This window comes from Ruegeria sp. CDSB086 (genome assembly GCF_059611065.1).
The window spans coordinates 49383-63690 of the sequence record NZ_JBXWOV010000011.1; the positions used below are offsets into that span (position 1 = coordinate 49383).

The following is a 14308-nucleotide window of genomic DNA, read 5'->3' on the forward strand; positions in this document are numbered from 1 at the left end:
CATATCCGTTATTGTTTTCGGGGCTGATGCTGTCTGCCCCTCTGCCACTTGCCGCGCAGGAGGAAGGCGGCAGCATGCTGGAGAACTTCCTGCAGGATACGCTCTCTGGCGACGACCAAAACGTGACCGTTAAGGGCCTGCAAGGCGCGCTGAGCGCGCGCGCGACGATTGAAGAGATCACAGTTGCCGATGATGAAGGTGTTTGGCTGACCATCAAGGACGCCGAACTTGACTGGAACCGTCTGGCGCTTATCCGCGGCCGGTTTTCGGTCAACTCTCTGACCGCGCAGGAAATCGATATTGCCCGTGCACCGGGCACAACGACCAAGGAAGAACCACCTGCTTCGGCGGAAACGCAACCGTTTCAACTGCCCGAACTGCCAGTTTCCATCGAAATCGGTGAAATTCGAGTGGATGAACTGTCTCTTGGTGAGCCATTGATCGGTGTCGCCGCTGATCTGAGCGTGACAGGCAACCTGTCGCTGGCAGATGGGGCGCTGGACACCAATCTAGACGTGATCCGACTGGACCGCGCAGGGGATGAGATCAAGCTGGCGGCCGGGTTCCAGAACTCTACAAGTGAGATCAACCTGGATTTACAGGTGAACGAAGCCTCTGGTGGTCTGATTTCAACCGCGCTGAAGATCCCCGACAGCCCGCCGATCGGCCTGGCAGCCAAGGGCGCGGGTCCTCTGACGGATTTTACCGCCGATATTGGGCTGAGCAGCGACAACCAGATGCGCGTCACTGGGCAGGTTCAGCTGCAGGCGGCCGAGGGTGGCGCAGCGGACGGCATTGCGTTCACCGCTGATCTGAACGGCGATCTGACACCCTTTCTGGGGGAGGACATCGATCCGTTCTTCGGCCCAAAATCACGGCTTTATGTCGATGGCCAGACCAAGCCCGAGGGCGCGCTGGACATCTCGGATTTGGAACTCACCACGCAGGCACTGGATCTGAAGGGTGAATTGCAGCTGGGCGAAGGCAGCACATTGCAACTGGCCGCCCTGCAAGGGCGCATCACCCCGCCAGATGGGGAAGCCGTCGTTCTGCCGGTGGCAGGAGGCGACACATCGCTCAAGGCGGCACAGATTTCGGCCCTGTTTGACCGCCAGAACGGCAATCTTTGGGATCTGAGTCTGACGGCCAACGAATTCGCGTCCCCTCAGGCCAAGCTGGGTGATGCCCGGATCACCGCGCAAGGCACCCTGGATCAGGGCGAGGTTCTGACTGTCGATGGCGACGTACAAATCGCGGTCGGCGGAATAGACATGGCCGATGACGCGCTGACCACGGCCTTGGGCGAGCGCATCACGCTTGATAGCCAATTCGACTATAGCAGCGACCAGTCCTTGAAACTGTCTGGGTTCGAGCTTGTGGGCTCTGACTACACTCTGGCACTGGACGCGCTGATCTCAGGTCTGACCAGCGGCTTGACGGTCGACGGGACGGCCAAGCTGGACGCAACAGACCTGTCGCGCTTTTCGGACCTTGCCAAGCTGGATCTTGGCGGGCAGGTCTCGGCCAGTGTGACCGGAAAAGGTTCACCGCTGGAACGCAGCTTTGACGGCAAAGTCATGGTTCAGGGCCGCGACTTGTCTACTGGCCGTGACGATATCGACCCGGTTATCACCGGAGAGACCACGATCACTCTGGACGCAAGCCGCGGCACAAACGGCATAACTATCCGTGAATTCGATCTGGACAGTGAGGCCGCCAAAGCCGTGGCCAGCGGTGTTGTGACGACGCCCGACGGCAACCTGACCATTGATGGGCAGGCCCGGGTCAACGCATCGGACTTGTCGGTCTTCTCTGGCTTGGCAAAACGCGACCTTGGCGGTTCCCTACAGGCGACCGTGAACGGTACAGGCACGGTACAATCGCTGGAATTTGACGGCACGGCCAGCGTGACAGGTCAGAACGTCAAGACCGGCATGGCCGATATTGACCCGCTACTGACCGGCAGAACCGAGATCGAATGGGACGGTGCCAGAACCGCAGACAGTATCGACATCCGCAGCGCTTCGGTGAATGGCCGCGCCCTTAGCGCACAGGTTCAGGCAACCGTCGACGACCCTACCGGAGATCTGTCGGCAGATGGGCAAGCGCAATTGAGCGTGCCGAACCTGTCCCTGTTTTCCGGTTTGGCCGGGCGTGATCTGGCGGGTTCGATCGCGGCAAACGTGCAAGGCAACGGTACCCTGTCTACCCGAGCCTTCGATGTTCAAGGTAATCTCGATGCCAACGACATTCAGACCGGCATCGAGGCCGTGGACAAGCTGATTCAGGGCCAGACGACCCTGTCCGTAGATGCACAGAATGGGGAAGATGGCCTTAGCATTCAAACGTTCCGCCTGAACGGAACGGCCATAACCGCGACGGCTTCGGGCAAGCTGGACCGTCAAGCGGGCGGGCTGGATTTCTCGGTCAAATTGGACGATCTGGCGCGGGTGTTGAACACGATGTCCGGTCCACTGACGTTGGATGGAAACGTTGCCCCGACATCCAAGGGCGTGGAAGGCACGGTCAACCTGAATGGCCCCGACAGCTCATACGCCAAGCTTGCCGGGACGGTGGACAGCGATGGGTCGGCGGATCTGGACTTTGACGCCAAGTTCAACCGGATCGAGCGTTTTGTACCTGAGTTTCCGGGTACAGTGGCCGCCAATGGCAGCGCTAAGCGCAACAAGGGTGTCTGGACAATCGACGCCCAAGCCGACGGGCCTGCGGAGATTAGCGGCAAAGTCTCTGGTACCTTCGACGAAAGCACCGGAGAAGCGGACATGAAAGCCGTTGGCGGCGTCAATCTTGGCATTGCCAATATCTTTATCACGCCCAACAAGATCGACGGCAGCGCTCGCTATGACCTTACCCTGTCTGGCAAACCGGCACTGGAATCCCTGTCCGGTTCGATCACCACTTCCGGTACGTCGCTGGCAATTCCCGGCGCAGGACAGACGATCACTGGCATCAGCGGATCGGTCCAACTTGCGAATAGCCGCGCCACGATTTCCCTAAGTGGCGGACCACGGGCAGGCGGCAATTTTACCGTCAGCGGGCCTGTAGACCTTTCACCACCATTCAATGCCAATATCACGACCGCCCTTAACAGCCTCGTACTGACCGATCAGTTGCTGTATGAAACCACGCTGAACGGACAAATTGCTATGACCGGGGCGCTGGCGGGTAACAGCTCGATCGCTGGACAGATCACGTTTGGCGAAACCAATATCAACCTCGCGGCTGCATCAGGTGCCGTGGGGGCGGCACCCATTCCGGACATCGTGCACGTAAACGAAAGTCAGGCGGGCTATGTCACCCGTGAGCGCGCTGGTCTGGTCGAAAAAGAAGGCGCAGGCAAAAGCGCTTCACGTATCGCGCTGGACGTCAGTCTTTTGGCGCCCAAGGCCGTGTTTGTCCGCGGGCGTGGTGTCAACGCAGAGCTGGGAGGAAAAATCCACATCGGCGGCACCACTACCTCGGTCATTCCATCCGGTCAGATCGAGCTGATCCGTGGTAATTTTGACATTCTTGGCCGCAGACTGGCACTGACCAAAGGCATTGTTACGCTGCAGGGGGACCTGACGCCCTATATCGAGTTCGAATCCTCGACCAGCACCTCTGATGGCACGGCAACGATCGAGATCGCCGGACCACTGGACTCGCCCGAGGTCAACGTCTTTTCCGACCCGGAGCGCCCGGCCGAGGAAGCTTTGGCCATGCTGCTGTTCGGTAATCGCTTCTCAGAGTTGTCACCGTTCGTAATCGCTCAGATGGCGGCCTCGCTGGCACAACTCAGCGGCGCTGGCGGAGACGCGACCAAAGGCCTGCGCGAGTCTACGGGCGTCGACACCGTGGACATCGGCGTGTCCGACGGTGGCGCGGGCCGGCTCGGCGCCGGGGCGTATCTAAGCGACAACCTCTACACCGATTTCACCGTCAACACAGAAGGCGACACCGAGGTGAACCTGAACCTGGACGTTACCGACAGTTTCACTGTGAAAGGCACTGTAGATGGACGGGGTGAGACTGGTGTTGGGGTCTTTTTTTCGCGCGACTACTAAGCAGGCCTCAGTTCACTTTCTGCGGATGCCGATCGGGTGTCCGACCTCTGGGGCCGGGTCGATCGCCGCATGATCCCTCACCATGCTCTGGAGACGCGCGACGGCCCAGTCCGGATAGGGAACCGACCGGCCGGTCGTATGGCTGACATTCATGAACAACGCTTCCTGAGTGGCGCAGATAGTACCGTCTTTTTCAGACACCATCTGTGCGAAATAGTGGCCGCGTTTGTGATCTGCGTCCAGCATCCGAAACCGGATGCTAAAGGCCTCACCCTCAAGTATTTCGCGCAGGAAATTCATGTGGGATTGCAAAATATAGGGCCCCTGCCCCATCGCATTGACCTGTGCCTCACCCAGCCCAAGATGATCCACCATCAACAGCTCTAGCGCATTGTCAAAGGCGACGCCGTAATAGCCCACGTTCATGTGACCATTATAATCGATCCACTCGGGGCGCGCCTTGAACCCGCGGAATACAAGCGGGGCATCATAGGGTCCGTCATGTCCGGCCAGCGTTTCAGGCGTCAGTTGCATCAAGTGCTCCTTCTTGGGTCTCAAAGATCGCAACCGCGCGGATGAATCCAGCTGAAGCCCCTTTGATCTTGAACGGGAAACAGGAAATCTCGAACCCAGTTGGCGGCAAGGTTTCAAGGTTCGTCAGTTTTTCCATGTGACAATAGCCAACCTCCATCGAGGCCCGGTGCCCTTCCCAAATAATCGATGCATCTTGCGTTTCAGCATATTCCTGCGCGGTCAATGGAAACGGTGCGTCCCAGCTCCAGGCGTCAGTTCCTGTCACGCGAACCCCGCGTTTGGTCAGGTACAGCGTTGCCTCGCGCCCTATGCCGCACCCTTTGGCCAGATAGTCCCGATGCCCATACCGCGTGCCAGCCGAGGTATTCACGACGACGATATCCAGCGGCTGCAATTCGTGGCCAATCCGTTTCAATTCAGCTTCGACATCGGCGGCTGTCGCCACATAACCATCGTCGAAATGGCGAAAATCCAGTTTCACGCCGGGGTTCATGCACCATTCCAGCGGCACCTCGTCAATGGTGATCGCGCGCTCGCCTTTGTTCATGGTCGAGTGATGATGGTAGGGCGCGTCCAGATGGGTGCCATTGTGCGTGGCGATCTGAAGGCGTTCGATGGCCCAGCCCTCGCCGCCGGGCAGATCATCTTTCTGCAGGCCCGGAAAGAAGGACATGACTTGTTCGGCGGTCTGGTCATGGGCCAGATATTCGATTTCCGGCAGCATGATCGGCGGATCGGACACAATCCCGGTTTCCAACGGAACGGATAAATCGACGAAACGGCGTGCCATGCAATACTCCTCCACCAATAACGGTGACAGGGTTGGCTGCAGGTAAGCTGCTGTCAAGGAAAGAAAAAGGCGACCCAATGGGCCGCCCTTCCAATACTGTATTTGACGGATTTACTCCGCCGCGATGGCGTCTTCGATCTTTTCGACGCGAATGGCCGAGAACTTGAACTCGGGGATCTTGCCGTACGGGTCGATGGCCGAGTTGGTCAGAATGTTCGCCGCCGCCTCGACATAGGCGAACGGAATGAACACCATATCTTCGGCGATCGCCCGGTCGGCTCGAACCATGATCTCGATCGAGCCACGACGGGTGGTGAGACGGATCATTTCGCCCGGCTCGATCCCCATCAGTTTCAGCTGACGAGGGTTCATCGAACAGTTTGCTTCCGGTTCCACAGCATCCAGAACGTTGGACCGGCGAGTCATCGACCCGGTGTGCCAGTGTTCCAGCTGACGGCCGGTTGTTGCAATCATCGGGTATTCCTCATCCGGCGCTTCATCCGGCGGGATGACACTGGCGGGGGTGAACTTGGCCCGTCCATCTGTCCGCGGGAAGCCATCACCGAACACGATCGCCTGTCCCGGATCGGTTTCACTGAGCGACGGATAGGTGATCGTCTCGGTCTCAAGCCGCTCCCAGGTGATGTTGTCGAGCGACGCCATGGTCAGCTTCATCTCATCAAACACCTGGCTTACATCGGTGTAATCCCAGTTCAGCCCGATGCGCTGCGCAAGCTCGACGGTGATTTTCCAGTCCTCACGCGCCTCACCCGGAGGTGCCACAGCCGGACGCACACGCTGAACCTGACGGTTGGTGTTCGACACGGTGCCGTTCTTTTCATACAACGCCGAGGCAGGCAGGATGATGTCGGCATAGTTGGCCGTTTCGGTCAGGAAGATATCCTGCACGATCATCAGCTCCAACTTTGCCAAAGCTTCCCGTGCGTGACCAACATCAGGGTCGGACATAGCCGGGTTTTCGCCCTGAATATACATGCCCTTGATGTTGCCCGCATACGCCTGATCGATGATCTCGGTGACGGTCAGGCCCTTCTCGTTCGAGAAGTCGTCCGAGTTCCAGACGTTGTTGAACTTGGCCCGGATACTGTCATCCATAACCGACTGATAATCCGGCAGGAACATCGGGATCAGGCCCGCATCCGAGGCTCCCTGGACGTTGTTCTGACCGCGCAACGGGTGCAGACCGGCGCCGGGTTTACCGACATTGCCGGTCATCAATGCCAGCGAGATCAGGCATCGTGAGTTATCCGTGCCGTGGATGTGCTGACTGACGCCCATACCCCAGAAGATCAGACCAGCCTTGGCCTGCGCGAAGGTACGCGCGACACGGCGCAACTGATCTGGCTCAATGCCGCAGATCGGCGCCATCGCCTCGGGTGTGAAGGCGCGCAGATGCTCTTTTTCGGCTTCCCAGTTCTCGGTCCAGCGGTGGATGTACTGGCTGTCGTACAGTTCCTCTTCGACGATCACGTTCATGATCGCGTTGAGCATCGAAACATCGGCACCGGGGCGGAACTGCAGCATTTCGTCTGCGAACTTGCGCATACCGACGCCGCGCGGGTCCATCACGATCAGCTTGCCACCGCGCTTGGTGAACTGCTTGAAGTAGGTTGCCGCCACGGGGTGGTTTTCGATTGGGTTGGCCCCGATGATGATAACCACATCCGAGTTCTCGACCTCGTTAAAGGTGGCCGTCACCGCGCCTGAGCCCACGTTCTCGATCAGCGCCGCCACGGACGAGGCATGGCACAGACGGGTGCAGTGGTCGACGTTGTTGTGCTTGAAGCCCTGACGAATGAACTTCTGGAAAAGATAAGCTTCTTCGTTGGTGCATTTGGCCGAACCAAAGCCAGCAACGTTGCGCGGATCTTCATCACGCAGCGCCTTCAGCTTGGTGGCCGCCAGATCCATTGCCTCTTCCCAAGTCGCCTCGCGGAAATGAGTGCCCAGATTGCCCGGATCGACATTCAACCCTTTTGCAGGCGCATCCTCACGCCGGATCAGCGGTTTGGTCAGGCGGTGTGGGTGGTGGATATAGTCGAAACCAAAGCGGCCTTTGACGCATAAGCGGCCTTCGTTGGCCGGGCCGTTGATGCCCTCGACATACTTGACCTTGCCGTCCTTGACCTTCAGCGAGACTTTGCAGCCGACGCCGCAGAACGGGCAGACGCTTTCGGTCTCGGAATCGTAGTCTTTGCTGTCGCCCTGCTGCTTTTCGTCCAACACAGTGGCTGGCATCAACGCACCGGTCGGGCAGGCTTGAACACATTCACCACAGGCGACACAGGTCGAATCCCCCATCGGGTCGTTCTGGTCAAACACCACCTGCGCGGTGTGTCCGCGACCGGCCATGCCGATCACGTCATTCACCTGCACGTCGCGACAAGCACGGACACAGAGGTTGCAGTTGATGCAAGCGTCCAGATTGACGCGCATCGCAACGTGGCTGTCATCCAGCAGAGGGATCTTCTCGGCCTCTTTCGCCGGGAAGCGACTGTCGCTGACATCGTTCAGCTTGGCCATCTCCCAGAAGTGGCTAGATTTATCGTGCGCCTCTTCGGGTTGGTCGGCGACCAGCAATTCCATGACCATGGCGCGCGATTTCTCGGCCCGGTCGCTATCGGTTATTACCACCATTCCGTCCGCAGCCGGACGGATGCACGAGGCGACCAGAGTGCGCTCGCCCTCCACCTCGACCATACAGGCGCGACAGTTGCCATCCGGTTTATAGCCGGGTTGAGGCTTGTGACATAAGTGCGGGATCGTGAACCCCTGCCCCTTGGCGGCTTCCCAGATGGTCCAGCCCTCGGGCACGGTGACATCATCGCCGTTCAGGTTGAAGGTGACGGTCTTGGTTGGGCTTGCATCAAGCATGGCTCTGTCTCCCTCAGATTTCGTCAGCGAAGTGTTTCATGACCAGACGGATCGGGTTCGGGGCCGCCTGCCCCAGACCGCAGATCGAGGCATCGCCCATGACCTGGCACAGATCTTCCAGAAGATCCTGATCCCACTTGTCAGCCTGCATCAGCTTCACAGCCTTTTCGCAGCCCGCCCGGCAAGGCGTGCACTGCCCACAGCTTTCATCTTCGAAGAAGCGCAGCATGTTCAGCGCTGCATCGCGTGCGGTGTCCTGATCGGACAGAACCACCACAGCGGCGGATCCGATAAAGGTGCCATGTGGCTGCAGCGTGTCAAAATCCAATGGGATATCGTCCATCGACGCAGGCAGCAGACCCGAGGATGGACCACCCGGCTGATACGCTTTGAAGGTCTGACCTTCGATCATGCCGCCAGCGGCCTCAATCACGTCCAATATGGTCGAACCCGCAGGCAGCAGGTAAACACCCGGCTTGGTCACCCGCCCCGAGATTGAATAGCTGCGCAGGCCCTTGCGACCATTTTTTTCGACAGAGTTCAGAATCTGCGGCCCTTCGCGGCAGATCTTCGAGACCCAATACAGCGTCTCGACATTGTGCACCAAGGTCGGACGATTAAAGACCCCAACCTGCGCCACAAACGGAGGACGGTGGCGCGGCAGGCCCTTCTTACCCTCGATCGACTCGATCATCGCGGATTCTTCACCGCAGATGTAAGCACCAGCACCCCGGCGCAGGTCAATGTAACCCTTTTCGACGATCCCGGCCTCTTCCAACGCGGCAATCTCGCGGGCGAGGATTTCCAGCACCGCCGGGTATTCGTCACGCATGTAGATGAAGCACGTCTCTGCCTCGACCGCCCAAGCAGCGATCAGCATACCCTCAAGGAAAACATGCGGCGCACGCTCTAGATAATAACGGTCTTTGAAGGTACCGGGTTCGCCCTCGTCACCGTTCACGGCCAGATAGCGGGTGCCTTCGTTCATGCGTACAAAGCCCCATTTCTTGCCGGACGGGAAGCCAGCACCACCCAAACCGCGCAGGCCTGAGGACAAAACGTCTTCTTGTACTTTCTCCCAGTCGCCGCTCTCGCGCAGCTCTTTCAGCTTGGCGTAGCCACCGTTTGCCTCATAGGCGGCAAAGGTTTCGTAATCGGGCAGATGGGCGTGAGTATCACCAGCGGCAATTGCGGCCTGCACCTTTTCAGGGGTCGCATGGTCGATGTGGTTGTGACCAATCTCAAGCACCGGGGCCGTATCGCAACGCCCCATGCAGGGCGCGCGCACTACACGCACTTCGGATGCGTCCAAGCCATCTTCCAGGGCCTTTTGCAACTGCTGGGCACCGGCCATTTCGCAGGAGAGAGAGTCGCAGACACGGATCGTCAAGGCAGGCGGCGGCACCTCGCCTTCTTTCACTACGTCGAAATGGGCATAAAACGTCGCGGTCTCGTAGATCTCGGCCTGACCGATCCGCATCTCAACCGCCAGCGCGGCGATATGGTCGGCGCTGATATGGCCGTGCTCATCCTGGATCAAATGCAGGAATTCGATCAACAGATCGCGACGACGCGGGCGGTCGCCCAGTAGGCGCGCAATCTCGGCCTGCGCCTCATCCGTGAACTGACGGCCTTTGGGCGTATGCCGCCCTTTGCCTTTACCTGACTTCCAGACGCCCTTGGGTGCGCCTGATGGCTTGGTATCTAATGGTGCCATGATGCCCTCCGATTAAGGCTCCGTGTCTCATCAGAATAGTATATCGTCAAATCGCTTATCGCTATCGCACGATAACGACACCTTATCACCGCAAAGACGTCACAACAGCGCGCAAAGCCCCAACCGTAGGCAATTCCGGGTCTCGGCTTAAGGTGGCCAGACAAATCGGTTTACTTACAACAGGATCGACCAGAGGCAGCACTTTCGTACCCTTAAGTTCACCCAGCGCCCGAACCAGAACGCGGGGGACAACGGTGGCTGCCAGCCCTTCACGCGCCATGACCATTGAGGCTGTAAAGCCGCTGGTTTCAGCGACCACTTGGGGGTGGAGGCCCTGCTCAGCAAAGATGCGGTCCAGAATGCGACGGTTCTGCATCTGCGGCTCAAGCAGGCTGAGTGGAAACTCGGCGACCTCTGTCCATGGGATCGGTCCGGTTTCATCGGTCATATGTGACGGGATCAACAGCACGTAAGTCTCTTCGTATAGCGGCTGAACCTGCCGCAGGTCGGTGCCAATGCTGTCGCCATAGGTGATACCCGCATCCAGACTACCCTCGTCCAACCGGTGCTGAATGGCCGAGGCCGACATGGTTTCGATCCGTGTGACAACGCGCGGATGCGCCTGATGCAGCCGCTTGATTAGCCGTCCGGTAAAGGCAATCGCGGTTGGGATCACGCCAAGTTTGAGTGTCCCGGTAATCTCACCCTTTGAGGCCAGAACCTGCTGTTCCAGCGCCTTTGTCTCATCCAGAATGCGCCGCGCTCGCTGGACGATCATCTCGCCTTCTTCAGTCAGACCCTGAAACCTGTTGGCGCGGCGCACGATTGAGACACCCAGCCGGTCCTCGAGATTCCGAATGCGCATGGAAAACGCTGGCTGAGAAATCCCGCATTCTTCGGCCGCCTTGGCAAAATGACGATGCCGCGCCAAAGCGCTAAGCAATTGCAGGTCGCGGATTTCGATCATGTTTCGGTATCCCAAGGTGAGGCCAGAAACCCAGATTAGCGGCTTTTACGTTGGGGGAAAGCGATGCGTTCAGGTCAAAGACAAGGCATAGACATTGTTGAGATAACCCTGATCTGCGATCCGGAACTCGGTTTCGCCAATCTGTACAAACCCATTTGCCAGATAGAAGGCGATGGCCGGATCGTTTTCTGCATTCGTGGTCAACCAGACGGAATCGGCCCGTTGCTCTCGGCAATGCGTCAGCGCTGCCGCAAGCAGGCGCGTGCCGATCCCTTTGCCGTGATGACGCGGCTGAACATAGAACGTCGAAATTTCCATACCCGACCACCCCGCGACAGGGGCGTCACAGACCGGAGAGACGCGAATGAACCCGTCGATCCCCTGTGAATTATTCGACACCAGGATGAACTCTTCCGGATCGCTGATCAGGGCAGCGATACGCGCTGGCGTGAACTCGGTCAGCGCGTAATCCGCGAAAAAACCGCTAACCCCGCGTTTGAGATAGGTGCCGATCCAGACTTCAATCGAGATCGCAGCGATGCTCGACGCATCTGAATGGTCCGCTTCACGCAGGGTCAATCGGCGCTCAGGTATTGAACAAGAAGTGCATCACATCGCCGTCTTTGACGATATAGCCCTTGCCTTCGGCCCGCATCTTACCCGCCTCTTTCGCGCCCTGTTCGCCATTCGCAGCGATGTAGTCGTCATAGGCGATCGTCTCAGCGCGAATGAAACCTTTTTCGAAATCGCCATGGATCACACCAGCGGCCTGTGGCGCAGCGGTGCCCGTGCGGATGGTCCAGGCGCGGGCCTCTTTCGGGCCGACTGTGAAATAGGTTTCCAGCTTGAGCAGGTCGTAACCCGCGCGGATCAGTCGGTCGAGACCGGGCTCTTCCAGACCCATTTCCTCCAGGAACATCTGCGCCTCGTCTTCTTCCAGCAGGCTAATCTCTTCTTCGATCTTGGCGCTGATGATGACGTGGGAATTGCCTTGAGCGGCGGCCATTTCAGCCACGCGGGCGGAATATTCGTTACCCTCGGCGGCTTCTTCCTCGGACACGTTGCAGACATAGAGAACCGGTTTCGTGGTCAGCAGCTGCAGCATCGTCCATGCTTTGGCGTCTTCGTCAGAGACTTCGACCAGACGCGCGGGTTTGCCGTTTTCCAGCATCGCTTGCGCTTCGGCCAGCAAACGTTCCTGCTGCTGCGCCTCTTTGTCATTGCCTTTCAGCTTGCGCACCAGATTGGCGCGGCGCTTTTCGATGCTTTCCAGATCGGCCAACATCAACTCGGTCTCGATGGTATCGGCATCCGCCACGGGATCGACGCGGCCGTCCACGTGGGTCACATCGCCATCTTCGAAACAGCGCAGCACGTGGGCAATGGCGTCGGTTTCACGGATGTTGGCCAGAAACTGGTTGCCCAGCCCCTCACCTTTCGAGGCGCCCTTCACCAGACCAGCGATATCAACAAAGGTCATCCGCGTGGGAATGATCTGTTTCGAGCTTGCGATCGCCGCCAACTTGTCGAGCCGATCATCGGGCACGGCAACATCACCCACATTGGGTTCGATTGTGCAGAACGGGAAATTCGCCGCCTGAGCAGCTGCGGTCTTGGTCAGCGCGTTGAAGAGGGTCGACTTACCCACATTCGGCAGACCCACGATTCCCATTTTAAAGCCCATGACGGCCTCCTGCATAACATTCGAGCGCTGCTTCTATGCAGGTCCGAGGCAATGCGCAAGCCGGACTGCAAAAGGCGCCGCTGATCCGAATTACAACATCACGACCCAGTTGCGCATTCGTGATCTTGCCCGGATTGAAACCAACACACTAAGCTCACCATGTAAGACTTTGTGAACAAACAAATAGTGAATATGAGATATGAAGTATTTAACTGCTACCGTTGCGCTGTTTTTAGCTGCCCAAGCGGCGCACGCTCAATCCGTTGTCTTTGGCGCCGGGTTCTCGGATTTTTCTGACAGCCTTTCTGACGATGAAGCCGTAATCTCGCTCGAATACCATCACCGTCCCTTTCACGAGGCCACGCGTTTTTCCGCCACATGGGGTGGTGCCCTGACCATAGATACCGCCGCCGACGTACATATCGGGATTGGCCTGATCGGGACATACACCTTTGCCGACCGTTGGTTCGTCGAAGGAAGCGTTATGCCTGGGTATTTTTCAGAAGGTGACACACTCAACGATCTGGGTGGTGAATTCCAGATTCGTAGCTTGCTGGGCCTCGGTTACACATTGAACAACGGCAACAGCGTGTCCCTGGCAATTACTCACAAATCGAACGCAAGCACACAGGACGATAACCCGGGCGTCAACTCCGTTTTGCTGCGGTATCATTACGCGTTCTGAAGCAATCTGCCCCGGCGGGATTGATTTCCCCTCAAAGTTTCTGCACATCAGGCCTGAACCTGATTGCAAGGACAGCTTATGACCCGTATCGACGCCAAGTTCGCCGCTCTGAAAGAACAGGGAAAGAAGGCGTTCGTCGCCTACATCATGGCCGGTGACCCGGATTTCGAAACTTCGCTTGAAATCGTAAAGGGCCTGCCCGGCGCAGGTGTCGATGTCATCGAACTGGGTCTGCCCTTTACCGATCCGATGGCAGACGGCCCGACGATCCAAGCCGCCGGTCAACGCGCACTGGACAGCGGCATGACTTTGCAGCGGACTTTGGATCTGGCCCGAGCTTTCCGCGAGACCGACGACACCACTCCGATTGTGCTGATGGGCTACTACAATCCGATCTACAGCCGCGGCGTCGATAAGTTCCTTGCAGATGCCAAAGAGGTCGGAATTGACGGTCTGATCGTCGTCGACCTGCCGCCCGAGGAAGACGAAGAACTGTGCTTGCCTGCGCAGGCTGCTGGATTGAACTTCATTCGTCTGGCCACGCCAACCACCGATGACAAACGCCTGCCCCGCGTTCTGCAGAACACTTCGGGTTTTGTGTATTACGTGTCAATCACCGGCATTACCGGTGCGGCCGAAGCCCAAGCCACAAATGTTGGCCCCGAGGTCGCCCGCATCAAATCCGCAACCGATTTACCAGTGATCGTCGGGTTCGGGATCAATACACCTGAAAAATCACAGGCAATCGCAACTGTTGCTGATGGTGCAGTGGTTGGCTCCGCTATCGTCAGCCAGATCGCTGCGGGCAAGCCCACCGGCGAAGTTTTGGATTTCGTGAAATCTCTGGCTGACGGCGCCCACTCGGCCTGAGCGAGGCCTGATCAAATTTCAACGTGGTCGGCCCTGTCCGGCCGCGTTTTTTTCTTGCCCGGAAATCGTGGCGTCGCATCGCAAAGTCCCGACGTTGCGACG

At 58.2% G+C, this 14308-nt stretch carries 10 protein-coding genes; 3 read left to right on the forward strand and 7 right to left on the reverse strand.

Annotated elements, in window-relative coordinates; all coding sequences use genetic code 11:
• Positions 1-26: 26 nt before the first annotated feature.
• Complete coding sequence (locus AC2FIO_RS19725; protein ID WP_496699696.1) at positions 27-4064, forward strand: translocation/assembly module TamB domain-containing protein; 4038 nt, start codon at positions 27-29, stop codon at positions 4062-4064.
• 12 nt (positions 4065-4076) lie between these two features.
• Here the strand turns inward: AC2FIO_RS19725 and AC2FIO_RS19730 are convergent, their stop codons facing one another.
• From AC2FIO_RS19730 to ychF, 7 genes are all read right to left on the reverse strand, one after another.
• A complete protein-coding gene (locus AC2FIO_RS19730; protein WP_496699697.1) occupies positions 4077-4598 on the reverse strand; it encodes a thioesterase family protein in 522 nt (173 codons plus the stop codon).
• Entirely contained in the window at positions 4582-5388 is an 807-nt protein-coding gene (locus AC2FIO_RS19735) for a cyclase family protein (protein WP_496699698.1), read from the reverse strand. The genes AC2FIO_RS19730 and AC2FIO_RS19735 overlap by 17 nt, the downstream gene beginning before the upstream one ends.
• Before the next feature lie 111 nt (positions 5389-5499).
• The gene (gene fdhF / locus AC2FIO_RS19740; RefSeq protein ID WP_496699699.1) at positions 5500-8283 is read right to left on the reverse strand and encodes a formate dehydrogenase subunit alpha; all 2784 of its coding nucleotides are present in this window, start codon (positions 8281-8283) and stop codon (positions 5500-5502) included.
• Positions 8284-8296: 13 nt separating this feature from the next.
• Positions 8297-10000: an NAD(P)H-dependent oxidoreductase subunit E gene (locus tag AC2FIO_RS19745; RefSeq protein WP_282120698.1), complete on the reverse strand. Its 1704-nt coding sequence runs from the start codon at positions 9998-10000 to the stop codon at positions 8297-8299.
• An 85-nt stretch (positions 10001-10085) separates the two neighbouring features.
• Positions 10086-10967 carry a LysR family transcriptional regulator gene (locus AC2FIO_RS19750; RefSeq protein WP_496699700.1) on the reverse strand — a complete coding sequence of 294 codons (882 nt, stop codon included), beginning with the start codon at positions 10965-10967 and terminating at the stop codon, positions 10086-10088.
• Positions 10968-11036: 69 nt separating this feature from the next.
• Complete coding sequence (locus AC2FIO_RS19755; RefSeq protein ID WP_282120700.1) at positions 11037-11546, reverse strand: GNAT family N-acetyltransferase; 510 nt, start codon at positions 11544-11546, stop codon at positions 11037-11039.
• A 7-nt stretch (positions 11547-11553) separates the two neighbouring features.
• Positions 11554-12651 carry a redox-regulated ATPase YchF gene (gene ychF / locus AC2FIO_RS19760; RefSeq protein ID WP_282170761.1) on the reverse strand — a complete coding sequence of 366 codons (1098 nt, stop codon included), beginning with the start codon at positions 12649-12651 and terminating at the stop codon, positions 11554-11556.
• Between the two features lie 199 nt (positions 12652-12850).
• Here ychF and AC2FIO_RS19765 point away from each other — a divergent pair, with 199 nt between their 5' ends.
• On the forward strand, positions 12851-13336 hold the full coding sequence (locus AC2FIO_RS19765; protein ID WP_496699701.1) for an acyloxyacyl hydrolase: 486 nt from the start codon (positions 12851-12853) through the stop codon (positions 13334-13336).
• 78 nt (positions 13337-13414) lie between these two features.
• Positions 13415-14206: a tryptophan synthase subunit alpha gene (trpA, locus tag AC2FIO_RS19770; protein WP_058279481.1), complete on the forward strand. Its 792-nt coding sequence runs from the start codon at positions 13415-13417 to the stop codon at positions 14204-14206.
• Positions 14207-14308: the final 102 nt, after the last annotated feature.

Excerpts from the sequence above, each read along its gene's own strand:
- AC2FIO_RS19745 (WP_282120698.1), bottom strand. The coding sequence starts at position 10,000 with ATGGCACCATTAGATACCAAGCCATCAGGCGCACCCAAGGGCGTCTGG.
- AC2FIO_RS19735 (WP_496699698.1), bottom strand. The coding sequence starts at position 5,388 with ATGGCACGCCGTTTCGTCGATTTATCCGTTCCGTTGGAAACCGGGATT.
- AC2FIO_RS19765 (WP_496699701.1), top strand. The coding sequence starts at position 12,851 with ATGAAGTATTTAACTGCTACCGTTGCGCTGTTTTTAGCTGCCCAAGCG.
- fdhF (WP_496699699.1), bottom strand. The coding sequence starts at position 8,283 with ATGCTTGATGCAAGCCCAACCAAGACCGTCACCTTCAACCTGAACGGC.
- ychF (WP_282170761.1), bottom strand. The coding sequence starts at position 12,651 with ATGGGCTTTAAAATGGGAATCGTGGGTCTGCCGAATGTGGGTAAGTCG.
- AC2FIO_RS19730 (WP_496699697.1), bottom strand. The coding sequence starts at position 4,598 with ATGCAACTGACGCCTGAAACGCTGGCCGGACATGACGGACCCTATGAT.
- trpA (WP_058279481.1), top strand. The coding sequence starts at position 13,415 with ATGACCCGTATCGACGCCAAGTTCGCCGCTCTGAAAGAACAGGGAAAG.
- AC2FIO_RS19750 (WP_496699700.1), bottom strand. The coding sequence starts at position 10,967 with ATGATCGAAATCCGCGACCTGCAATTGCTTAGCGCTTTGGCGCGGCAT.
- AC2FIO_RS19725 (WP_496699696.1), top strand. The coding sequence starts at position 27 with ATGCTGTCTGCCCCTCTGCCACTTGCCGCGCAGGAGGAAGGCGGCAGC.